Annotated in this window: 23 protein-coding genes; 7 read left to right on the top strand and 16 right to left on the bottom strand. The window is 56.3% G+C overall.

The window, feature by feature from the left end:
• Window positions 1-106 precede the first annotated feature (106 nt).
• Window positions 107-1351 (top strand): tryptophan permease, encoded by a 1245-nt coding sequence (gene mtr / locus V5P19_RS15575; protein ID WP_334404819.1) that lies wholly within the window; start codon window positions 107-109, stop codon window positions 1349-1351.
• A gap of 51 nt (window positions 1352-1402) precedes the next feature.
• Here mtr and V5P19_RS15570 read toward each other — a convergent pair whose 3' ends face one another.
• The 3 genes from V5P19_RS15570 to V5P19_RS15560 form a co-directional block, all read right to left on the bottom strand.
• Window positions 1403-2404 carry a luciferase-like monooxygenase gene (locus tag V5P19_RS15570; protein WP_334404817.1) on the bottom strand — a complete coding sequence of 334 codons (1002 nt, stop codon included), beginning with the start codon at window positions 2402-2404 and terminating at the stop codon, window positions 1403-1405.
• Window positions 2405-2482: 78 nt separating this feature from the next.
• Complete coding sequence (locus tag V5P19_RS15565) at window positions 2483-3361, bottom strand: U32 family peptidase (RefSeq protein ID WP_334404815.1); 879 nt, start codon at window positions 3359-3361, stop codon at window positions 2483-2485.
• A 7-nt stretch (window positions 3362-3368) separates the two neighbouring features.
• Complete coding sequence (locus V5P19_RS15560; protein WP_088208470.1) at window positions 3369-4364, bottom strand: peptidase U32 family protein; 996 nt, start codon at window positions 4362-4364, stop codon at window positions 3369-3371.
• A 220-nt stretch (window positions 4365-4584) separates the two neighbouring features.
• On the opposite strand from V5P19_RS15560, the gene V5P19_RS15555 reads away from it, so the two are divergent.
• Both V5P19_RS15555 and V5P19_RS15550 read left to right on the top strand, forming a co-directional pair.
• Window positions 4585-5109 carry an SCP2 domain-containing protein gene (locus tag V5P19_RS15555; RefSeq protein WP_334404812.1) on the top strand — a complete coding sequence of 175 codons (525 nt, stop codon included), beginning with the start codon at window positions 4585-4587 and terminating at the stop codon, window positions 5107-5109.
• The gene (locus tag V5P19_RS15550) at window positions 5103-5606 is read left to right on the top strand and encodes an N-acetyltransferase (protein WP_334404811.1); all 504 of its coding nucleotides are present in this window, start codon (window positions 5103-5105) and stop codon (window positions 5604-5606) included. The genes V5P19_RS15555 and V5P19_RS15550 overlap by 7 nt, the downstream gene beginning before the upstream one ends.
• Here the strand turns inward: V5P19_RS15550 and V5P19_RS15545 are convergent.
• Window positions 5593-5922: a GIY-YIG nuclease family protein gene (locus V5P19_RS15545; protein WP_334405043.1), complete on the bottom strand. Its 330-nt coding sequence runs from the start codon at window positions 5920-5922 to the stop codon at window positions 5593-5595. The genes V5P19_RS15550 and V5P19_RS15545 overlap by 14 nt on opposite strands.
• 14 nt (window positions 5923-5936) lie before the next feature.
• On the opposite strand from V5P19_RS15545, the gene V5P19_RS15540 reads away from it, so the two are divergent.
• Window positions 5937-6371, top strand: coding sequence for a YhbP family protein (locus V5P19_RS15540; RefSeq protein ID WP_334405042.1), 435 nt, complete (start codon window positions 5937-5939; stop codon window positions 6369-6371).
• On the opposite strand, the gene V5P19_RS15535 is transcribed toward V5P19_RS15540, so the two are convergent.
• Window positions 6351-6869, bottom strand: a complete 519-nt coding sequence (locus V5P19_RS15535) for a type 1 glutamine amidotransferase domain-containing protein (protein WP_334404809.1) — start codon at window positions 6867-6869, stop codon at window positions 6351-6353. The two genes, V5P19_RS15540 and V5P19_RS15535, sit on opposite strands and share 21 nt — an antisense overlap.
• Window positions 6870-6997: 128 nt before the next feature.
• Here V5P19_RS15535 and V5P19_RS15530 point away from each other — a divergent pair, with 128 nt between their 5' ends.
• Window positions 6998-7642, top strand: coding sequence for an NAD(P)H-binding protein (locus tag V5P19_RS15530; RefSeq protein ID WP_334404807.1), 645 nt, complete (start codon window positions 6998-7000; stop codon window positions 7640-7642).
• 40 nt (window positions 7643-7682) lie between these two features.
• Window positions 7683-8720, top strand: coding sequence for a permease (locus V5P19_RS15525; protein ID WP_334404805.1), 1038 nt, complete (start codon window positions 7683-7685; stop codon window positions 8718-8720).
• Between the two features lie 36 nt (window positions 8721-8756).
• Here V5P19_RS15525 and dolP read toward each other — a convergent pair whose 3' ends face one another.
• Genes dolP through V5P19_RS15505 form a run of 4 tightly spaced genes read right to left on the bottom strand, consistent with a single transcriptional unit; the run spans window position 8757 to window position 12456 of the window.
• Entirely contained in the window at window positions 8757-9332 is a 576-nt protein-coding gene (dolP, locus tag V5P19_RS15520) for a division/outer membrane stress-associated lipid-binding lipoprotein (protein WP_334404803.1), read from the bottom strand.
• 9 nt (window positions 9333-9341) lie between these two features.
• Window positions 9342-9932, bottom strand: a complete 591-nt coding sequence (diaA, locus tag V5P19_RS15515; RefSeq protein ID WP_003861754.1) for a DnaA initiator-associating protein DiaA — start codon at window positions 9930-9932, stop codon at window positions 9342-9344.
• A gap of 20 nt (window positions 9933-9952) precedes the next feature.
• On the bottom strand, window positions 9953-10348 hold the full coding sequence (locus V5P19_RS15510) for a YraN family protein (protein ID WP_334404801.1): 396 nt from the start codon (window positions 10346-10348) through the stop codon (window positions 9953-9955).
• A complete protein-coding gene (locus tag V5P19_RS15505; RefSeq protein WP_334404799.1) occupies window positions 10306-12456 on the bottom strand; it encodes a penicillin-binding protein activator in 2151 nt (716 codons plus the stop codon). Before V5P19_RS15505 ends, V5P19_RS15510 begins: the two co-directional genes overlap by 43 nt.
• Before the next feature lie 61 nt (window positions 12457-12517).
• Between V5P19_RS15505 and rsmI the strand changes: the two genes are divergently transcribed.
• Entirely contained in the window at window positions 12518-13378 is an 861-nt protein-coding gene (rsmI, locus tag V5P19_RS15500; protein WP_334404797.1) for a 16S rRNA (cytidine(1402)-2'-O)-methyltransferase, read from the top strand.
• Between the two features lie 35 nt (window positions 13379-13413).
• Here the strand turns inward: rsmI and V5P19_RS15495 are convergent, their stop codons facing one another.
• The 7 genes from V5P19_RS15495 to agaW form a co-directional block, all read right to left on the bottom strand.
• Window positions 13414-15303, bottom strand: coding sequence for an enterotoxin (locus V5P19_RS15495; RefSeq protein ID WP_334404795.1), 1890 nt, complete (start codon window positions 15301-15303; stop codon window positions 13414-13416).
• 20 nt (window positions 15304-15323) lie between these two features.
• On the bottom strand, window positions 15324-16196 hold the full coding sequence (gene kbaY, locus V5P19_RS15490; RefSeq protein WP_334404793.1) for a tagatose-bisphosphate aldolase subunit KbaY: 873 nt from the start codon (window positions 16194-16196) through the stop codon (window positions 15324-15326).
• A 12-nt stretch (window positions 16197-16208) separates the two neighbouring features.
• Entirely contained in the window at window positions 16209-17357 is a 1149-nt protein-coding gene (locus tag V5P19_RS15485) for an AgaS family sugar isomerase (protein ID WP_334404791.1), read from the bottom strand.
• 246 nt (window positions 17358-17603) lie between these two features.
• Window positions 17604-18737: an N-acetylglucosamine-6-phosphate deacetylase gene (gene nagA / locus V5P19_RS15480; RefSeq protein WP_334404789.1), complete on the bottom strand. Its 1134-nt coding sequence runs from the start codon at window positions 18735-18737 to the stop codon at window positions 17604-17606.
• Window positions 18734-19168 carry a PTS galactosamine/N-acetylgalactosamine transporter subunit IIA gene (gene agaF, locus V5P19_RS15475; protein ID WP_334404787.1) on the bottom strand — a complete coding sequence of 145 codons (435 nt, stop codon included), beginning with the start codon at window positions 19166-19168 and terminating at the stop codon, window positions 18734-18736. Before agaF ends, nagA begins: the two co-directional genes overlap by 4 nt.
• Before the next feature lie 16 nt (window positions 19169-19184).
• Window positions 19185-20063 carry a PTS N-acetylgalactosamine transporter subunit IID gene (gene agaE / locus V5P19_RS15470; protein WP_334404785.1) on the bottom strand — a complete coding sequence of 293 codons (879 nt, stop codon included), beginning with the start codon at window positions 20061-20063 and terminating at the stop codon, window positions 19185-19187.
• A complete protein-coding gene (agaW, locus tag V5P19_RS15465; RefSeq protein WP_334404782.1) occupies window positions 20053-20832 on the bottom strand; it encodes a PTS N-acetylgalactosamine transporter subunit IIC in 780 nt (259 codons plus the stop codon). Before agaW ends, agaE begins: the two co-directional genes overlap by 11 nt.
• Window positions 20833-20840 lie beyond the last annotated feature (8 nt).

Below are 20840 nucleotides of genomic sequence, written 5' to 3'. Positions count from 1 at the left end.
CCCGATAATGATTATCGGGGCTTTTTTTATTCCTTTTGTACTCTTGTACTGGTACAGTGCTGCACATTAAAATGCAAACCACATTTTTGACTGGAGATAAGGCTGTATGGCGACACTAACCACCACCCAAACGTCACCTTCGCTGCTTGGCGGCGTGGTGATCATCGGCGGAACCATTATTGGTGCTGGGATGTTCTCCCTGCCTGTGGTCATGTCCGGTGCGTGGTTTTTCTGGTCGCTGGCGGCGCTGGTTTTCACCTGGTTCTGCATGCTGCATTCCGGGTTGATGATCCTCGAAGCAAACCTGAATTACCGCATTGGCTCCAGCTTTGACACCATTACTAAAGATCTGCTTGGCAAAGGCTGGAATCTGGTCAACGGCCTCTCCATCGCTTTTGTGCTCTATATTCTGACCTATGCGTACATTTCAGCCAGCGGCTCGATTCTGCATCACACCTTCTCAGCGTTGTCGTTAAACGTGCCGGCACGTCTGGCAGGGCTGTGTTTCGCGTTAACCGTGGCGTTTATCGTCTGGATGAGCACTAAAGCCGTGAGCCGCATGACGGCAATTGTGTTAGGCGCGAAGGTGATTACCTTCTTTCTGACCTTCGGTAGCCTCTTAGGACACGTCACCCCGGCGACGCTCTTTAACGTCGCGGAAGTGAATACCTCCTATACGCCTTACCTGCTGATGACCTTGCCATTCTGTCTGGCATCGTTTGGCTATCACGGTAACGTACCCAGCCTGATGAAATACTACGGCAAAGATCCACGCACGATTGTGAAGTGTCTGGTCTACGGCACGCTGCTGGCGCTGGGGCTGTATGCGATTTGGCTCCTGGGGACGATGGGCAACATCCCGCGCCCGGAGTTTATCGGCATTGCGCAGAAGGGCGGTAATATCGACGTGCTGGTACAGGCGCTGAGCGGCGTACTGAACAGCCGCAGTCTGGATCTGCTGTTGGTCGTGTTCTCTAACTTTGCGGTAGCGAGTTCTTTCCTTGGGGTGACGCTGGGGTTATTTGACTATCTGGCGGATCTGTTTGGCTTTGATGACTCCGCGATGGGACGATTCAAAACCGCGCTGCTCACCTTCTTGCCACCGATTGTCGGTGGACTGCTGTGGCCGAACGGCTTCCTGTATGCCATCGGTTATGCAGGACTGGCAGCAACTATCTGGGCGGCGATTGTTCCCGCGCTGCTGGCTCGTAAATCTCGCAAGCGTTTTGGCAGCCCGACATTCCGCGTTTGGGGCGGCAAGCCGATGATTGCACTGATTCTGGTGTTCGGCGTGGGCAATGCCCTGGTGCACGTTCTGTCGAGCTTCGATGTGCTACCGGTCTATCAGTAAACACTGCTTTTCACCCTCTCCCAATGGGAGAGGGTAACAAACCGCACTTAATTACAATTCTTCTTTTACCTGCATCGCCAGCTCAAACGAGTGCAGCCGCGCCTGATGATCGAAAATCTGGCCATTGACCATAATCTCATCCGCCTGCGTTTCCCGCAGCACTGCCTCCAGCCCATGACGCACTTTGGTCTTGTCGCCCACCAAAGACATGCTTAACGCCTGCTGTACGCCATATTGCTCGGATGCCGACCACAGCTGATGCATATTCTCCACCGGCGGCGGTAGTTGGCCCGTTTCGCCACGACGCAGCTTCACAAAGGCCTGCTGCATAGAGGTGAACAGGAATTCCGCGTCGCGGTTGCTGTCAGCGGCAATGATATTGATACACACCATCGCGTATGGTTTCTCAAGACGTTCGGACGGTTTAAAGTTCGTACGGTAGAGATGCAGTGCCTGGTGCAGCATATCCGGCGCGAAGTGTGAGGCAAAGGCGAAAGGCAGCCCAAGCTGCGCGGCGAGCTGTGCGCTGTAAAGGCTCGACCCCAGCAGCCATACCGGGATCTTTTCGCCGTAGCCCGGTACCGGACGCACGTGCGGGTTTGGGTCACGCGCATCAAACCAGTCCACCAGCTCAGCCACGTCACGTGGGAAGTTATCAATGTCGCCGCTCATATGGCGGCGCAGAGCGCGCATAGTTGGCTGATCGCTGCCAGGCGCGCGGCCAAGCCCTAAATCAATTCGGCCGGGATAGAGGGTATTCAGCGTGCCAAACTGCTCGGCAATCACCAGCGGGGCATGGTTAGGCAGCATCACGCCGCCGGAACCGAGGTGCAGAGTCGTGGTGTTCGCCGCCAGATAACCGATCAGCACTGAGGTAGCGGCGCTGGCGATGCCAACCATGTTGTGATGCTCAGCCAGCCAGTAGCGGTGATAGCCACGTTTCTCGGCCAGTTGAGCAAGAGCAAGTGAGTGCGAAAAGGCTTCTCTCGCGGAGTAGCCTTGAGGGATCGGCGCCAGGTCCAGCACCGAAAATGGAAGGGTTTTAGCGGTCATAACAGCTCACTTTGTCGACGGTGAATCTTTAATACTGCATCAAAGTTTAGTCACCGCTGTTAACAAAGTGAGCCTTTTTTAGGCCTGAAGTTCCAGGCCGGCGAGACGCTTCCAGTAACCATTGCAGTCACTGTTAGCGGTCAGCGGCAGCGGAGACGAACCGTTTTCGTTAGCGCGGAAGGCATCCAGCATCGCAAACACGTCGGTATCCATCGGGGATAAGCGCACCATGTCCACCAGCCCGTTCATTGATGCCAGTTCGTTGCCAAGGTTATACACATAGCCGCTCATCGTCTGAATGCCGTTCAGGACAAACACTTGCTGATTCTCCTGTGACAGCATGCTGCGCCCATTTGGGTATTTGATGCAGCAGGTTTCGCATTCGTCTTTTGGGCGATCTTCCGAGCGGGCGGTGAAGCAGCGGGCGGAATAGGCTAGCGGCAGATGACCATAGCTCAGTACTTCCACCTCAAACTGATGACGAATGCCCAGCTCTTCGCACTGTGTCAGCAGGTTTGCCAGCCAGTCGCGGGAGAGCTCTACCGGCATACACCAGCGGGTCATACCCTGTTTGAGCAGCAGGCGCAGGGTCACCGCGTTGTAGCAGTTCAGCGCATGGCCCGCGACAAACGGTAGCTTGCGTTCAGCGCACATGTTCACCACGCCGAGATCGCTTGCCTCCAGCAGGAATTCGCCGTTCTCGACGTAGCGTTTCAGCTCCCCCAGTTCGGAAGAGGCCTGAACCAGCGCGAGCGTTGAAAGCACGACCTGTTTACCGCTTCCGGCCAGGCTTTTCGCCATATCCAGCCAATCTCCCACTTTCGTGGCGCGGCGCTTGCTGCATACCGCTTCGCCGAGGTAAATCACATCGGCGCTGCTGGTCGCAGCCTGAAGGTAAAAATCTTCCAGCGTCTCTTTTGACCAGTAGTAAAGTACGGGCCCTAATGAATATTTCATGGTTTTCTCACTGCCATTTACGGTGATACGCGCCTAGCGTGGTTTGTGTACCCTCAGACATCGAGCCGAGCGTCTCCATCCAGGCCGGTTGTGCCGCGTAGTTTTGCGGATCGGCCATGCAGCGGTCGATCGCCTGACGCCAGACTTTCGCCACCTGGCTTACGTAGGCCGGGCTGCGCTGGCGGCCCTCAATTTTCACCGAGGCAATATTGGCGGCCAGCAGTTCCGGCAGCAGCTCCAGCGTGTTGAGGCTAGTGGGTTCTTCCAGCGCGTGGTAGCGCTCGCCATCGACCAGATAACGACCTTTACACAACGTCGGGTAGCCCGCATTTTCACCGTCCTGATAGCGGTCAATCAGCACTTCATTCAGGCGAGACTCCAGCCCCTGCGGCGTTTGCTGCCAGCGAACAAAGCGAGCGGGTGAGCAGGCACCGACGGTATTTGGCGATTCGCCGGTTAAATAGGAGGAGAGGTAGCATCGACCCTCCGCCATGATACACAGGCTGCCAAAGGCAAAAACCTCCAGCGGGACTGGCGTCACGCGGGCGAGTTGCTTGACCTGATGAATAGAGAGCACGCGCGGCAAGACTACGCGGGCAACGTCAAAATGACGATGATAAAAACGTACGGCCTCTTCGTTAGTGGCGGATGCCTGAACGGAGACGTGGCGCTCAATATGAGGATAGCGTTCTGCCGCATACTCAAGCATGGCGAGGTCTGCCAGGATCAGCGCATCGGCCCCCAGCTGTGCTGCCATATCGACTGCCCGCTGCCAGCGGGCGTAGCCGTCAGGATGGGCAAAGGTGTTAATCGCAATATGCAGCTTGCGCCGGTGCTGGTGGACGAAGTTAACGGCTTCCTGAAGCTTCTTCTCCGTAAAGTTGAGGCCAGCAAAATGGCGGGCGTTGGTATCATCCTTAAGCCCGATATAGACCGCATCGGCCCCATTTTCGATGGCCGCCTTAAGCGCCGGAAGGTTTCCGGCTGGGCAGAGCAGCTCCATAATTTATCCTGATGTTGTCGATCGCAGGGATCGCAAAATTGTTAACGAGCTGGGATTTTAATTAACCCATACGCGACAATTTTTGATTTAAGGCAGCTAATGGCGTATTGATGACACCAATAATGAGGTTCACCGGTAGAGGGTTTGTTGATTTACGCCGCTATGTTGTCCTCTGGATATGGCAAAATAGCAGGACTATAGATATCAGGGAGTAAAGCTCGTGCTGGAGAAACTGCGTTCACGTCTCGTACAATTTGGTCCATCAATGCTGAGCGTGCCGGTAAAACTGGCGCCGTTCGCGCTTAAACGCCAGGTGCTGGAGCAGGTGCTGAGCTGGCAGTTCCGCCAGGCGTTGCAGGACGGTGAGCTGGAGTTCCTGGAGGGGCGCTGGTTGTGTATTGAAGTTCGTGATATCGGGCTGCGCTGGTTTACCTCAGTTGAGAACGATCGGTTGATCGTTCGAGAGTCCGCTGACGCGGACGTGAGCTTTAGTGCCGATGCCAGCGATCTGCTGATGATCGCCGCGCGTAAGCAGGATCCCGATACGCTCTTCTTCCAGCGCCGTCTGGTGATTGAAGGAGATACGGAGCTCGGTCTGTACGTGAAGAATTTAATGGATGCCATTGAGCTGGAGCAGATGCCAAAAGCGCTGCGCGTGATGTTGATGCAAATGGCAGATTTTGTTGAGGCCGGGCTTAAAGCCCCGCCAGACAGTAAACACACTTCAGTAGGTGAGCCATGCTGATTCGAGTCGAAATTGGGATTGATGCACCGGGTATCGATGCGTTGTTACGCCGTTCTTTTGCAAGCGATGCAGAAGCCCAGCTGGTCCACGATCTCCGTGAAGACGGCCTCATCACCTTGGGGTTGGTTGCCACTGACGATGAAGGTCAGGTAGTCGGCTATGTCGCCTTCAGCCCGGTGATGGTTCAGGGCGAAGATTTACAGTGGGTTGGTATGGCTCCGCTGGCGGTTGATGAAAACTATCGCGGCCAGGGGCTGGCGCGTCAACTGGTCTACGAAGGGCTGGATTCGCTGAATGAGTTCGGCTATGCGGCGGTTGTCGCGCTGGGCGATCCGGCGTTTTACGGCCGCCTGGGCTTCGAGCAAGCGGCCCATTACGATCTGCGCTGCCGCTGGCCGGGTACCGAATCCGCCTTCCAGCTACATCGTCTGGCGGATGATGCGCTAAACGGCGTCAATGGTCTGGTGGAATACCACGACTACTTCAGTCGGTTTTAATCAGGCTTTGGCATAGCGCCTCGAAGGAGCCGTCTCCGGCGACGAGGCGCTCTTTCTGGCGCTTCGTCAGCTGCTTTATGCGGTATTCCACCCGGAGTGCTAGCGATCTGTCGCCAACCGGCGCTGAAAAGGCGAGCTGCAATTCCCCTTTCCCCCGCAGCGCTTTTGCCCCTTTCCCCGTTTGATGTTGTAGAAAACGCCGCGCCACATCGGTGGTGATCCCGGTGTAGAGTGCGTTATCAGCGGTTCGGACAAGATAGAGAAACCAGCACACGGTAAACAGATTCAGTATGTTAAGGTGAACGCACCATAGCATGAGAGAGAATGAAAATGGAAACACTGGCCGCCATTAACCGCTGGCTGGCGAAACAGCATGTCGTCACCTGGTGCGTCTATGATGAAGGCGAAATGTGGTGCGCGAATGCGTTTTACTACTACGATCCTGAGCGCGTTGCTTTTTATGTGCTGAGTGAAGACAAAACGCGTCATGCGCAGATGACGGGGCAACGGGCAACTGTGGCGGGCACGGTAAATGGCCAGCCGAAAACCGTCGCGTTGATCCGTGGGGTACAGTTTAAAGGTGAAATCCGCCGTCTGGAGGGGGAAGAAAGCGACGCGCAGCGTGGGCGATACACACGTCGCTTTCCGATTGCGGCAGCGTTAAAAGCCCCGGTGTGGGAAATTCGCCTCGATGAGCTGAAATTTACCGACAACACCCTGGGCTTTGGCAAGAAGATGCACTGGTTACGCGCCGAGCAGGCGTAGCGCCTCACGGTTAAAGGCGGGCAAATCGTCCGGGGTTCGGCTGGTGATCAGCTGGTCTTTGTCATTGACCACCTCCTGATCGTAAAACTCGGCACCCGCGTTTTTCAGATCGATAACGATCGGCTTCACGGCGGTGAGCTTACGTCCGCGCACCACTTCCGCGCTGATAAGCAACTGCGGGCCGTGACAGATCGCGAAGACCGGTTTACCGGTGCCCACGAAATCCCGGGTGAATGTGACAAAGCGCTCATCCCCGCGTAGGGAATCCGGTGAATGTCCGCCGGGTAACAACAGCGCATCAAAGTCTGATGGGCTGACGTTATCGATAGACTCATCAATAGTGACGCTGGCCTCGCCCTTATGGCCTTTCACGGTTTTACCCGCCTGCTTCTCAATGGTGATAACCTCATGCCCCGCCTTGCGAAATGCCTCTGCAGGCGAGGTGAATTCTGAATCTTCAAACTCGTCGGTGATCAAGACTGCGATTTTCTTGCCCATGTTTCCTCCGTTGTTTTGGGTTCAGACTGTTATTTTCCCGTTTGTGGTAAATACTTACCGGTAACAGACTTCTAAGTGTGGTCGACCACGCTGAGTTCGCAAACGGACAATTCTGTAAAGGGGATAAAATGAGTCAGGTACTGATTACGGGCGCGACAGGATTAATTGGCGACCATCTACTGCGGTTGCTGATTCAGGAGCGTAAGGTGAACTACATTGCCGCCCCGACGCGTCGCCCGCTGGCGGACATCCCCGGCGTCTTCAACCCCCACGATCCTCAGCTAACCGATGCCCTGGCCCAGGTTCAGGACCCAATTGATATCGCTTTTTGTTGCCTGGGGACCACGCGGCGTGAAGCCGGCAGCAAAGAAGCCTTTGTCCATGCCGACTACACGCTGGTGGTTGATACCGCGCTGACCGCGAAAAAGCTGGGGGCAAAACATTTTCTGGTGGTCAGCTCAATGGGGGCTAATGCCCGCTCGCCGTTTTTCTACAACAAGGTAAAGGGCAAAATGGAAGAGGCTCTGATTGCGCAGAAGTGGGAACACCTGACGATAGTTCGCCCGTCGATGCTGCTTGGGCACCGCGACGAACGTCGCTTCAACGAGTCGATTTTTGCCCCGCTGTTCCGAATCCTGCCGGGGAACTGGAAATCGATCGAGGCGCGCGATGTAGCGCGTGCAATGCTCAAAGAAGCGCTTACCCCGTCGCAGGAAGGGGTGAATATTACCCCGTCGGCAAAACTGCGTGAAATCGCGCAGGGCGAGGCGTAAACTCCCCCGGCGAATTAAATAACACTCTCCGGGGAATGCTATGACTGGTCAGTCTTCATCTCAGGCGGCAACACCTGTTCAATGGTGGAAGCCCGCACTCTTCTTTCTCGTGGTCATTGTTGGCCTCTGGTACGTGAAATGGCAGCCGTACTACGGTAAAGCCTTTACTGCCGCCGAAACGCACAGCATCGGTAAATCCATTCTCGCGCAGGCTGATTCCAGCCCGCTACAGGCGGCGTGGGATTACGCAATGGTCTACTTCCTTGCCGTCTGGAAAGCCGCCGTTTTAGGGGTGATTCTGGGCTCGCTCATTCAGGTATTGATCCCCCGTAATTGGCTGGTGAAAACGCTGGGGCAACCCCGTTTCCAGGGCACGTTGCTGGGAACGATTTTCTCCCTGCCAGGCATGATGTGCTCCTGCTGCGCCGCGCCAGTAGCCGCAGGAATGCGCCGCCAGCGGGTGTCGATGGGCGGTGCGCTTGCCTTCTGGATGGGTAATCCGCTGCTTAACCCGGCAACGCTGGTGTTTATGGGCTTTGTGCTTGGCTGGCATTTTGCTGCTATCCGCCTGATCGCGGGAGTCGCGACGGTGTTGGTGGTGGCGACGCTGGTGCAATACCTCGTGAAAGATAACGTCGCAGAGTCTGAGCCAGTTGAGCTGGACATCAGCGAGCCGCAGGGTGGTTTCTTTGCACGCTGGGGCAGGGCGCTCTGGCAACTTTTCTGGAGCACCATCCCGGTCTATATTCTGGCGGTACTGGTGCTGGGGGCGGCGCGCGTCTGGCTGTTCCCGCATGCGGATGGTGCTATCGATAACACGCTAATGTGGGTCATTGCGATGGCCGTTGCTGGCTGCTTGTTTGTTATCCCTACGGCCGCTGAAATTCCCATTGTTCAGACCATGATGCTTGCCGGGATGGGCTCCGCGCCTGCGCTGGCGCTGCTTATCACCCTGCCGGCAATCAGCCTGCCGTCGCTCATCATGCTGCGTAAGTCATTCCCGGCAAAAGCGCTGTGGCTGACTGCGGGCCTGGTGGCGTTGAGTGGAGTGATGGTGGGGAGTATTGCGCTGGTTTAAGACCAAAAAATACCCGGCATTGCCGGGTATTGTTTGTTACTTGATGTAGGTAAACGCGGTGGTGACGTGTTTAACGCCGCTCACCCGGCTGGCGATATCTGCCGCCGCTTTACCTTCACGATCGGTGACCAGACCCAGCAGGAACACTTCGCCGTTTTCGGTCGTCACTTTCACGTTTGAGGATTTCACCTGGTCGGTGCCCAACAGCTGGGAACGCACTTTGGTGGTGATCCAGGTATCGGAAGAGGCGGTGCCCAGACCAATAGGCTGGCCCTGACGCACTTCGTTAAACACTTCCGACGTACCCTCTACGCCCATCGCAATCTGTTTTGCTCGTGAGGCGAGCTCCATATTTGGCGCCTGGCCTGCCAGTAGCACTTTGCCCTGATAAGCCGTCACGTTGATACGGGCTTCTTTCTTAATTTGTTCGTCTTTCGACAGCGCACTGTTGACGCGCAGTTCCAGCGTACCGTCATCGACCTGCGTACCCACAGTACGCGGATCGGTTGCCGCTTTGGTACCCACGGCTGCGGTACCCACAACGGCCGCAGCAATACATCCCTGAAGTAGCAGTGCAGACATAAGGACTGCGAGGGTCGATAAAGCCTTCATTAGTACTCCTTAATCATCCTGGTGAGGGAAAAGCGTGTTATCGATCAGATCGCATAGGCAGTTTACTGTCAGCATATGCATTTCCTGAATACGCGCGCTACGGTGAGACGGGATACGGATTTCGACATCCTGCGGCCCTAACAAACCCGCCAGCTCACCGCCGTCATAGCCGGTTAAGGCAACGATGGTCATGTCGCGGGTGACTGCAGCTTCGACGGCTTTGACGATGTCCCGGCTATTACCACGCGTGGAGATCGCCAGCAGCACATCTCCGGCATGACCCAGGGCGCGCACCTGCTTTGCGTAAATCTCGTCATGCAGGCGATCGTTAGCAATCGCTGTTAAGACCACATTATCGGTATTAAGTGCAATGGCAGGTAAACTAGGACGTTCTGTTTCAAAACGATTGATCATGCTGGCAGCAAAATGCTGTGCGTTGGCGGCCGATGTGCCATTGCCACAACAGAGGATTTTGTTGCCGTTTAACAGAGACTGTACCAGCGTCATCGCTGCGCGAGATATCGCGTCCGGAAGGGCTTCCGCCGCGGCAATCTGAGTCTGGATGCTTTCTGTGAAGCACACTTTAATTCTTTCGAGCACGGTATCCCTTTACATCTTAATTATGCGTCTTCGCCAAAAGCGTTTTTAAGCCAGTCGATCTCATTTCCGGTGAAGGCTATCACATCGAACCGGCAATCCACAGTATCAAAGCTCCCATTATGGCGGGCAAGCCACAAGTGGGCAGTCTGTAATAATTTATGTTGTTTAGCGAGCGTCACGCTGGCGGCCGCACCGCCAAAGCGAGACGACTGTCGATAGCGCACTTCAACAAACACGATGACCTGGCCGTCTTTCATGATCAGGTCAATTTCGCCGCCGCGTCCACGCACGTTAGCGGCGATAAAGCGCAGTCCTTTGCCTTCAAGCCAGCGACGCGCTTTTAACTCCCACGCATCGCCGGTCTCTTTACGACTTAACTGGCCGGGACGATTTGCCCCTGCTGGTATTTGAGCCATGATAACTTCCTGTTGATCACGCAGTCCTGAGTGGCGGTCAGATCGCCGGTATTGCCGTTCAGCTCAAAGCCTGGCACCTGACGCATCTGGGTAAAGTGGTTCGCCAGCGCCCATGCATCGGCGCCCATGGCGTACAGACGTGCCAGCGAGTAATCGTTATGTACGCTGCTTAACGCTTGCTGCATCAATGAAGGGTTACTGCCTGCCAGCATGGGGATTTCGCTGTACTGCAGTCCTTCCATTTCGAGGCGGAAGTCCGGGCCCGCGGTGCCTTGTGCGCTGCGGGAGCTGGCGTAAAGCGTTGCTCCGCTCTGGCTGCCGTTACGCATCGCAATCATCGGTTTAATAAAGGCAATCTCTTCCGGTGTGGCAACGATGTAAGCAGCGTCCACTTTACCGCCACCGCTGATTTGCGCGTCGGTGGGTGGAGCAGGGATCGTCAGACCACCAATGGTGACGCTTTGCTGCTGCGGCAGGCTGGCGGATACCGGGCTGCCGTTAAGGGCAATCCCCGCGCCGCCGTTGACGCCAGCCCTTAGTTCAGAGGCTGAGCCGAATTTCTGCTCCAGCACCACGCCGCCACCCAGCGTCTGCCACTCCTGAGCAAACGCATTCGCCACGCGATCGCCCAGCGCGCTGCGCGGGATCAGCAACAGCGGTGCTTGTTTACCCTGCTCGTGGATATGACGTGCTGCATCACGGGCTTCGTCTTCCGGAGACAGCGCGAAGTAGCAAATGTTAGCGCGGTTCTGGACCTGCTCTGGCTGGTTAAGCGCCAGCACGTTCAGCGTGGTGTTGCTCTTCATCAGTTCTTCCACGTTGTTTTTCAGCAGTGGGCCGACCACGATGCTCGCACCGTCTTGCTGAACCTGGGCCAGTACCTGGTTAAGCGGCTGCGCGCTGGTGTCATAGATTTTCAGCTCAGCACCTGGATTGGCGCTGGTAGTGGCTACGGCCTGAGGCTGTGTGGCAGGCTGTGCTGCGGGTTGTATCGTTTCCTGCTGAGGCTGCGTTGCGGCGGCCTCGGTCGCGGGTGCTGCCTGAGGGTGAGTCGGCGTTGGCGTCTGAGCGGCAGGCGCCGCGACTGGTGGTGTCGTCGGCGCCGTCACAGGGTTCTGCATTGTGCCCTGAGCTGGCGTTTGCGCCGTGGTCAGGTCGCTGGTCTCCGCGGTGGAAGGGCTGACAACGTCATTCACGTTTGCCGCCTGCGCTGCCTGAACCGGAACGGCACTGCCCGTCACCGCAGGGGTGCCGTTCTTCGCGGCTTCAAAACCTTGCTGGATGGCACGACCAAACACGGCCGCCTGCCCATTCAAAGGCAGGAGCAGGGCAATTTTGCTGGTGGAGGCCGGCTTAAAGTTCTGCACGTTCACCAGCTGGGTTGGCAGCATTTTCGCGCCGGGGTTTTGCGGATAGCGTGTCTGCCAGTCGGCGATCCCGGCTTTCAGCATGTTAGGGTCGCTGCGGTTGTTAAACCACATCTGCTGCAGATCCAGCCAACCCTGCAGGACATTTTCATCTGCATTGATCACCAGCGCCTGCGCCTGATCCTGGGTCATGGAGGCGAGCGCCTGCCAGGTCGCATCGATATTTTTCTGTTTGTCTGCGTCGGCGAGAAGCGGCTCTTGTGCAATCAGCGCACGCAGCAGCGTCAGGGAAGGGCGTCCCTGCTCAGCGGCGATTCCAGCCTGCCAGAACCGCGCCTGCTGGTTTTTATCCAGCGCGCTGACGTCGATGTCACCGAGGATCTTTTTCGCGGACGCATAATCTTTTAGCGCAACCTTCAGCTCCGCAGACACAAGAGCCTGCTCCCGGCGCTGGGTATCGTTAAGATTTTGCGGCAGTTGGTTAAACAGTTCGGCAGCCTGCTGGGTTTTTCCCTCTTTCAGCAGTGCACGAATGGCGAGTAATTGCCAGTTGGTCTTGGTATCATTTGAGCTCTGCGACATTTGTTGCAGATAAAAACCAGAATCAGCCTGTACGGAACCCTGCATATGGGCAGTGCTCTGGTCGGGTGCCTGGGTGCCACAGCCTGCGAAAATCAGGGCTGCCAGCAGGAGAGGCACGCTGCGCGTGGCTTTTGTTCGAAGAAACGTTAAGGGTACCATACTGTATCCAGTGATTTTTTTACGCAATGCTCAATATTAAATCGGCAATACGGACTAAACAATGAAACAACACGAAACGGCAGATAATTCTCAAGGCCAGCTTTATATTGTACCTACTCCTATCGGGAATTTGTCTGATATTACCCAACGTGCACTAACCGTATTGCAAGCTGTTGATTTAATTGCTGCAGAAGATACCCGACATACCGGTTTACTGCTGCAGCACTTTGCGATTAACGCCCGAATGTTTGCCCTTCACGATCACAATGAGCAACAAAAAGCCGACACGCTGGTGGCGAAGCTGAAAGAGGGTCAAAACATCGCATTGGTTTCCGACGCCGGTACGCCGCTGATCAACGATCCTGGCTATCATCTGGTGCGTACGTGCCGTGAAGCAGGCATCCGCGTTGTGCCACTGCCTGGACCGTGCGCCGCCATTGCTGCGTTAAGCGCGGCGGGCCTGCCGTCAGACCGCTTCTGCTATGAAGGTTTCCTGCCGGCCAAATCCAAAGGTCGTCGTGATGTTTTAAAAGATCTGGAAGCGGAACCGCGCACGCTGATTTTCTATGAATCTACTCACCGTCTGCTGGAAAGCCTGGAGGATATGGTCACCGTCTGGGGCGAATCCCGCTACGTGGTGCTGGCGCGCGAGCTGACCAAAACCTGGGAGAACATCCACGGCGCGCCGGTGGGTGAACTGCTGGCATGGGTGAAGGAAGATGAAAACCGCCGCAAGGGGGAGATGGTGCTGATTGTCGAAGGCCATAAAGCCCAGGACGATGCGCTGCCTGCCGACGCGTTGCGCACTCTGGCGCTGCTGCAGGCTGAACTGCCGCTGAAGAAGGCGGCCGCGCTGGCAGCGGAGATCCACGGTGTGAAGAAGAACGCGCTGTATAAGTATGCGCTTGAACAGCAGGATTAATGTACGGCCCGACGATGAGGTCGGGCCGGTTTGTTTTACTTCGCAGGCATCGCCTCAAACACCAGCGTTTCCAGCGGTTTCAGGGTAATCACCACCGCGTTTTTATACTCCTCCGGTACGCTATCGTTATTGCCGTACACCGCCTTCAAACCAAATTGTGTCGTGCCGTCTGTCGGGATCTCAAAGTCTCTTGTCAGGTCCAGATAGTAGCTTTGTGGCTTATCCGACGGGTTACGCAAGCCGATAATCGCTTTGTCCTTGCTCCAGGATGCCCAGCCGTAAACCTGCAGCGCGGTTGGATCACCGCCAATCCAGTGGGTATCCACCAGCACGCTGGCGTTATCCCGGGACCACTTCGCGGCCTGTGCCAGGGTATCCCACTTCGCCTTGTTGAGCATGGATGGGGTGATATACAGCTCCTGCAACTGGGTGCCGGTGGCGAAGTAGCTCCAGACCTGGTCGGCAAAATCGCTGTCCGTTTGCACCTTCTCCAGACCGTAATACGCATTCTCCGCGCTGACGATCCCGTGATACATCAGGGAGTTCAGCGGGAACAGCGGACCTTTACGCACTATGGAGCGATACGTTTCCGCATCGCGGTAGGTCATCCACCGCTGCACCGGCGTGCCGGGGCCGTACAGGTTGATATCATCTCCCTGGCGCCAGATGGAATCGGCGTAGAACAGCCAGGATGGGCTGGCGTTGGTACCGGTCGTCAGGTTAATAAACAGATTCGGATTTGCGCTGCGCATGTTATGCAGCAGAGCGATAGAGGCGTCAAAATCCGAGGCGAACGGGCTGCCCTTAATATGTGAATTGGCATTACCCATCCCGTCGAGCTTGAACGAGGTGATGTGCTCGTTTTTGATAAGCTTAACGATCTGCTCATTAAAGTTTTTAAAATAGTTCGGGCCTGACAGCGCCAGCTTCCCGTCTACCGTTTCGAAACCGTACTCTTTTGCATGCGAGACGCGAGTATCGCGCGGTTTGTTATATCCGCCCCACGGCGAGAGCCACAGGCCGACGGAGCTGTGCAGGCTGTCAGCTTTCTCCCGTACCTTGCCAAAACCCTTGCTGAAAGCCGGACCAAACAGCCAGCGTCCGGTCAGGTCATCCCAGCCATCGTCAAGCAGGAACGCATCCAGCGCCACGCCGCGCCCGGTGATAAATTCCTTATTCCATTCATCCATCCGCTCCAGCACGTCCTGCTCGGAGTACGGTGTAAAGAAGCCGATATCCATCCAGCTGTTGTAGTGTAAATAAGGCTTATACGGACGCGGACGGACGGCATCGATGAACTGGTTCACGCTGCGGCGCAGCTGGTTTGTTTCCGGGAAAGTGCCGAAATAGGTGGTGTAGCTGACCGGGGTTGCTGGCTGAATAGGGGTTTTCAGCTCTACGTTAAGGTTGGTCGTCCCTTCATAGGCGTAAGTGTTAACGACGGGTTTATCCGGCAGAATAAAAAACGAGTCTGCGACGATCGGCGAGCTGTGAATTGCCCCGTCTACGTAAGGTGCCTGAGCCTGCTTTTTAGTTGGGAAGAAGGTGATTTTAGCCACATCCCGGGGCTGACCTACGGCGGCTATGGTGTAGTCGATGCTGGCGTATTTGCCCTTCACCAGGTTCAGCTTCACCGTCACGTTAAATTCCGGATGGATGAAATCGATAACCATCCCGCTGTCCTGCTTTTCGACATGCTTGATTTTAAAATCCGCCGTGTGGATTTTAGTCTCGTCCGGCAGCGTCAGAAAGAACAGCTCCTGCGGCGTGAGCGGATGGTTAGCTTTGCTGTCCTTAACCACTACCGTCGAGTTTGCATCATCAAATGACAGGGCAATATTGTCGTTATTGATCGTGTAGTTCGCGGCTACCGCGCTATGGGCAATGCACAGGGTAAGCACAGAAAGTGCGAGGATTTTTTTCATCAGCGTAAACTCCTTTTTAATCAGGCTTCAGTCGGAAGCAGCAATCGGTTTGCCGAGCCGCACACCGTGATTTTGCTTCTGACCACGTCTTTCATGGCATCCATGCCGACCCGCATATAGAAGCGCGGATCGTTTCCCTGAGGGTTTTCGGCAAACCAGGCTTTAACCGCGTCTGAGAAGGCAATTTTCAGCTCGGTAGCCACGTTGACTTTGCACACCCCCAACTCGATGGTGCGACGAACATACTCATCTGGCACATCGCTCGCGCCGTGCAGTACCAGCGGCACCGTTACCACTTCACGAATTTCGGCTAACCGCTGGAAATCGATTTTAGGACGTTTGGTATAAAGACCGTGCGCGGTACCGATAGCGACGGCCAGGCTGTCGACACAGGTCAGCTCGACAAAGCGTTTCGCCTCCTGCGGATCGGTGAGAAACGCGCTTTCGGCGTCCACGCTCATGTCATCTTCCACGCCGCCCAGGCGGCCCAGCTCGGCCTCAACGCTGCAGTCGTTGAGGTGGCAAAAATCAACCACGGATTTCACCAGCTTCACGTTTTGTTCAAACGGGTAATGACTGCCGTCGATCATCGCGCTGCGCACGCCAGCATTGACCTTGCGACGAATGTCATCCAGCGATTCGTGGTGATCGAGATGCAGCGCCAGCGGCATGTCATAAGTGAGGGAGTAAGCGTTACACAGAGCGTAGATCTCTTCGAGCGCGATGTGCTTAAAGGTCCCCGGCGTGCCTGCGAGGATCACCGGCGATCGCATTTCGCTACAAACTTCGAGGATCGCCTGGATCGTCTCTGCGTTGTGGATGTTAAACGCCGGTACGGCGTAGCCTTTTGCCTGCGCGTCCTGCAGAAGATATTTGGTGGAAATGATGCTCATGCTGCGATCCTCTTAAGCCTGCCACGGATGAATAACGACGCCCTGAACCACACGGTTGACCGTACCGCTGGCAGAAGGCGTATCGGGTGTGTTGCCGACATTCAGAGACTGGGACAGCGCAAAGGTCTGGGCGTACATCAGGAAGCAGAACGCCTGTTCCATATCGATAAAGTGGCGGGAAGGCGGCAGCAGGAGGTGCGGGCCGGCTTCGATAACGGGATCGCTGTTAGCGGCGATAGCGACCACACGCATGGCCTGGCGATCCCGGCGCAGCTCTGCCAGCAGATCCAGATCGTACTGACGCGTATACGGATGGCTGGAAATAAACACCACCACCAGCGTTTCGTTATCCACCAGTGACTTAGGCCCATGACGGAAACCGGTTGGGGAGTCGTAGAATGCCGCCAGCTTGCCTGCTGTCAGTTCCAGCACCTTCAGCGCGGATTCACGCGCTGCGCCCTGTAGCCCTCCGCTGCCCAGATACACGATCCGTTTCCACGGCTCGTTACCGAAAACGCCGCGCCTGAAATCACCGAGCGAGAGGAGGATTGTCTGGCAGCGATCGGCCACGTCCCGGAACATTTTGCTGTTGATCGTCTCCGGGACAAATACCGCCAGGCAGCTCGCCAACATGGTGGTGATACTGCTGGTCATCGCGAACCCGCGATCGTGCGTTTCTGCAGGCATCAGCAGGGCATAGGCGTTATCGCTGTCAACGGCGTTCTGATACAGGCTTCCCGCCTCGTTACAGGTAATCGACAGGTGGTAGCACTCCGGCACAAACTGGTTGGCTAACTCAACGGCAGCCACGCTTTCCGGGCTGTTTCCCGAGCGAGCAAAGGAGACCAGCAGCAGCGGATGAGTGGGGCTGAAGTAGTCCATCGGGTTTGTGACCAGATCGGTTGTGGGAATGGCGGTAATGTTTTTCCCGGTGTGGCTGGCAAGCCACGGTGCAATGATGTCGCCGATAAAGGCCGATGTGCCCGCACCGGTTAGCACGATCCGCAGATCGTGTTTGCGCAGCAACGGCGTCAGGAAACCGTCGATCGACGATCGCAAGTTATCAATGTTTGTGAGCGAGCGGATCCAACTGGCGGGTTGCTGACGGATCTCTTCTTCGGTCCATGTGCCGGTTGTGATGGCGGGTGTAGTTTCTTGCATAACTCAGTCCTTAGTCGTGTGAATTCCACATCAGACGCTGGCAAATGTGTCGCTATCTTTCGTTTCATTTCACTTGTTCACTTAAGCAGTTAAATAAAATCTATAGAAAAGAAATCGAAACTTCAATGGAAGAAAAGAAATAAAACGAAAAGTGTGATCATGAAAGGAAAGGACAGAATTAAGGAAAGGAAAAGAAAGGCCTTACGATTTTTAGCCGCAAGGCCAATGAGATACACAATGAAAGGGCTAAAGGGGGAGAGCCTGGCCCTGAATCCAGATTTGCTGAAGGTGTAAACCACCGTCCAGCGCAATCATATTGGCGCGTTTTCCCGGCGTTAAGGATCCGAGCTGACGATCGATGCCCAGCAGGCGGGCAGGGTGCAGCGAGGCCATATGAATAGCGTCTTCAGCGGTGACGCCCGCGTGCTCCACCATATTCCTGACTGCGGCATCCAGCGACAGCGTGCTGCCCGCGAGTCCGCCGGAGGCGGTTTTCACCACGCCGTGGTGCATCGTGACCTCTTCGCCACAGAGCGTATACCGCCCATCCGGCATACCTGCCGCCTGCATGGCATCGGTAATCAGCACCACCCTCTCTTTCGCACAGCAACTGCATAAACGCAGGGCTCCAGGATGAACATGGTGGCCGTCGGCGATAAGCTCCAGCCACGCCCGTTGGTCAGTAAGCCCTGCACCGACCATACCGGGCTCTCTGTGATGCAGCCCCGTCATACCGTTGTAGCAGTGCACCAGCCCGTCTGCGCCAGCGTCAAAGGCGGCGAGAGTGTGTTCGTAGGTGGCAGCGCTGTGGCCCAGCATGACGCGTACACCCTTCTGTTTGAGATAGCGGATTGCCTGCAGCGCGCCGGGTTTTTCGGGTGCCAGTGCCACTACCTTGAGCGTGTTGTGCGAGAGCGTGATCAGCTCGTCCAGCTCGGCAATATCCAGCTCCCGAAACAGCGCCGACGGGTGTGCCCCTTTGTTCTGCGGGGTGAAGTACGGGCCTTCCAGGTAGCTGCCCAGAATCTGCGCGCCGGGGCCGCCCGACCGACAGCGTCGGGCGATTCGCGCGAGAACGCCGTGAATGGCCTCCAGCGGTGCGGTGACGGTAGTAGGCAAAAAAGCGCCAACCCCTTCACGCGCTTTATGGAGGGCTAAAGCATCCAGCACATCAGGTGCGTCATCCATGACGTCCACGCCCGCCCCGCCGTGAACGTGAGTGTCGATATACGCCGGGCAAAGCCATTCCGCCTCGCGGACGCTAATGCCTGCCGGAATCGGCTCAATTGACGCAATGACGTCGTCTTCAATGCGCAGCTGGTGGTTGTCTAGCCAGCCCTGTTCGGTTAGAAGACGATGTGCCCGCAGCACCTGGCTCATATCCCTTCCTCTGCAGGTGCTTCCTCGCGACAGCGTCCGAGCTCATCAACCAGGCTAGTCAGACCCCGGTGGCCACACTCAAGCGCCTGCAAGCGAAACGCTTCACTGCTTAACCCCTCTCGCTCCAGCACCATCTCCAGCAAGAGCTGCAGGTTGGTACCGGTAATCACTTCGCTGCCCGGTCTTTGCATCGCGAGCGTCGAGGCCACGCGAAATGGCGTGCCGCCCAGCAGATCGGTAAGAAACACAATGTCGTGTTGTGCATCCAGCTCGTTAACCGCTTGCTCGATCTGAGCGGTCAGTCGCGCAGTCGTCGAGGCTTCAGGAAAATCGATGGCGATAAACTGCGGCTGCTCGCCAAGGATTTGCTTCATCGCCTGTTCCAGCCCGCTGGCGAAGCCGCCGTGCCCCGTCAAAATAATGCCTAACATCGCAACCTCTTTGCTTTTACAGGAAGTGACAGAATTTACCGACAACGCCCAGCACCACGGTGATACCAATCAGCCGCAGCGGGCTCCAGCCCCGGCGCACCAGCCAGAACATGGTCAGGGTGTAAACCAGCGGCAGAAACGCGGGCATCAGCTTGTCGATAACGTCGGCCTGGAGTTTGACGACCGCATCCCCGGCTTTGATTTCGAGCGTGGTATTGAGACGGACATAGGTTGCCACCAGCGCGCCGATCACCGTCATCCCGACGATGGAGGCCGCATGGCCGACCTTTTTGGTGTTGGCTTTGATCAGAGGAATGGCCGCAACGCCCATCCGGTAAGCGTAGTGCGCCAGACCAAAACGCAGGCCGAGGTGCACAACGTTAAACAGCACGATAAAGACCACCGCGCCCAGAATTGATCCTTGCAGCGCCAGGCTGGCACCGATACCGCCGCAGATGGGCAGAAGGGTTAGCCAGAACATGGCGTCACCAATGCCGCCGAGCGGTGCACCGACGGCAATTTTGGTGCTCTGGATGCTGTTCACATCCTGTTTGGAGCGCTCCATCGCCAGAATAATGCCGATAACAAAGGTCACGAGGAACGGGTGGGTATTAAAGAAGCCCATATGGCCTTTCATCGCCCGCGCCAGATCCCGCTTGTTGGTGTGGATCTTTTTCAGTGCAGGTAATAATCCATAAAGCCAGCCGGATGCCTGCATACGTTCGTAGTTGAAAGAGGCCTGCAGCAGCATGGAACGCCAGGCCACGCGGTTAATATCTTTTCTCGTCAGTTCTGCGCCGATGCTTTGGTCTTCGTAGACGTTTTCGTTGACGCCGGTCAGCAGGGTCTCTTCAGTTTCAGACACGCCCGGTAACGTTGTTTGATTAGATACCATCTTCGAATTCCTCTTTCTGAGCCGCGGGAGCCGTTGGTTCCGGTGATTTGCGCATCAGGTCGATCAGCGCCATTGCCAGGGCCGCAGCGGCAATGGCCAGCACCGGAAGCTTGAGCCAGGCCGCGGCAACGAAACCGATAATGAAGTAGGGGATGTAGACGTTTTTCATCATGATCTTCAGCAGCACGGCGAAGCCGATAGCTGGCATGATGCCGCCCGCGACGCCAAGGCCGTCAATCAGACGCTCCGGCAGAACATCGATGGCGGTTTTTGCGTGCTCCGCACCGAAGTAGATTGGCAAGAACGCGCACAGGAAATAGAAGATACCGAGCGCCAGCAGCGCCAGATAGTTAACACGCTCAATGCCGCGCGTGTCCGCATTGGCTGCCATACGATCGCAGCGAGACATCACGCCGGACATGACGGAGAACAGGAACGTGATCCCCATCTGCACCGCGACGGCAAAGGGAACGGCGACGCCCACGGCAACGTCTGGCTTTACGCCGGTACTAATAGCAAACGCGGTGCCGACGATAGTGCCGATAATCACGTTTGGCGGCTGGGCACCCGCTAAGGGGGCCAGACCCATCCAGACCAGCTCTAACGTCCCGCCGGTCAAAATACCGGTATGCAGATCGCCCAGGATCAGGCCGACCAATGGCCCGAGAACGACCGGACGGTGCATGTGCGTTAAGCCGTTAAACATATCCAGACCGGCGATAAAGGCGAGAATGCCCAGCGCAAAAGCCTGCAACAGACTGATTTCCATTGTGAATC

Origin of the sequence: Enterobacter sp. UNJFSC 003 (assembly GCF_036903355.1) — a bacterium.
Lineage (GTDB): Bacteria > Pseudomonadota > Gammaproteobacteria > Enterobacterales > Enterobacteriaceae > Enterobacter.
Note: the sequence above shows the minus strand (reverse complement) of the source record. Positions and strands in the feature narration are given on the sequence as shown.

Excerpts from the sequence above, each read along its gene's own strand:
- mtr (WP_334404819.1), top strand. The coding sequence starts at position 107 with ATGGCGACACTAACCACCACCCAAACGTCACCTTCGCTGCTTGGCGGC.
- V5P19_RS15570 (WP_334404817.1), bottom strand. The coding sequence starts at position 2,404 with ATGACCGCTAAAACCCTTCCATTTTCGGTGCTGGACCTGGCGCCGATC.
- V5P19_RS15565 (WP_334404815.1), bottom strand. The coding sequence starts at position 3,361 with ATGAAATATTCATTAGGGCCCGTACTTTACTACTGGTCAAAAGAGACG.
- V5P19_RS15560 (WP_088208470.1), bottom strand. The coding sequence starts at position 4,364 with ATGGAGCTGCTCTGCCCAGCCGGAAACCTTCCGGCGCTTAAGGCGGCC.
- V5P19_RS15550 (WP_334404811.1), top strand. The coding sequence starts at position 5,103 with ATGCTGATTCGAGTCGAAATTGGGATTGATGCACCGGGTATCGATGCG.
- V5P19_RS15545 (WP_334405043.1), bottom strand. The coding sequence starts at position 5,922 with ATGCTATGGTGCGTTCACCTTAACATACTGAATCTGTTTACCGTGTGC.
- V5P19_RS15540 (WP_334405042.1), top strand. The coding sequence starts at position 5,937 with ATGGAAACACTGGCCGCCATTAACCGCTGGCTGGCGAAACAGCATGTC.
- V5P19_RS15535 (WP_334404809.1), bottom strand. The coding sequence starts at position 6,869 with ATGGGCAAGAAAATCGCAGTCTTGATCACCGACGAGTTTGAAGATTCA.
- V5P19_RS15530 (WP_334404807.1), top strand. The coding sequence starts at position 6,998 with ATGAGTCAGGTACTGATTACGGGCGCGACAGGATTAATTGGCGACCAT.
- V5P19_RS15525 (WP_334404805.1), top strand. The coding sequence starts at position 7,683 with ATGACTGGTCAGTCTTCATCTCAGGCGGCAACACCTGTTCAATGGTGG.
- dolP (WP_334404803.1), bottom strand. The coding sequence starts at position 9,332 with ATGAAGGCTTTATCGACCCTCGCAGTCCTTATGTCTGCACTGCTACTT.
- V5P19_RS15510 (WP_334404801.1), bottom strand. The coding sequence starts at position 10,348 with ATGGCTCAAATACCAGCAGGGGCAAATCGTCCCGGCCAGTTAAGTCGT.
- V5P19_RS15505 (WP_334404799.1), bottom strand. The coding sequence starts at position 12,456 with ATGGTACCCTTAACGTTTCTTCGAACAAAAGCCACGCGCAGCGTGCCT.
- rsmI (WP_334404797.1), top strand. The coding sequence starts at position 12,518 with ATGAAACAACACGAAACGGCAGATAATTCTCAAGGCCAGCTTTATATT.
- V5P19_RS15495 (WP_334404795.1), bottom strand. The coding sequence starts at position 15,303 with ATGAAAAAAATCCTCGCACTTTCTGTGCTTACCCTGTGCATTGCCCAT.
- kbaY (WP_334404793.1), bottom strand. The coding sequence starts at position 16,196 with ATGAGCATCATTTCCACCAAATATCTTCTGCAGGACGCGCAGGCAAAA.
- V5P19_RS15485 (WP_334404791.1), bottom strand. The coding sequence starts at position 17,357 with ATGCAAGAAACTACACCCGCCATCACAACCGGCACATGGACCGAAGAA.
- nagA (WP_334404789.1), bottom strand. The coding sequence starts at position 18,737 with ATGAGCCAGGTGCTGCGGGCACATCGTCTTCTAACCGAACAGGGCTGG.
- agaF (WP_334404787.1), bottom strand. The coding sequence starts at position 19,168 with ATGTTAGGCATTATTTTGACGGGGCACGGCGGCTTCGCCAGCGGGCTG.
- agaE (WP_334404785.1), bottom strand. The coding sequence starts at position 20,063 with ATGGTATCTAATCAAACAACGTTACCGGGCGTGTCTGAAACTGAAGAG.
- agaW (WP_334404782.1), bottom strand. The coding sequence starts at position 20,832 with ATGGAAATCAGTCTGTTGCAGGCTTTTGCGCTGGGCATTCTCGCCTTT.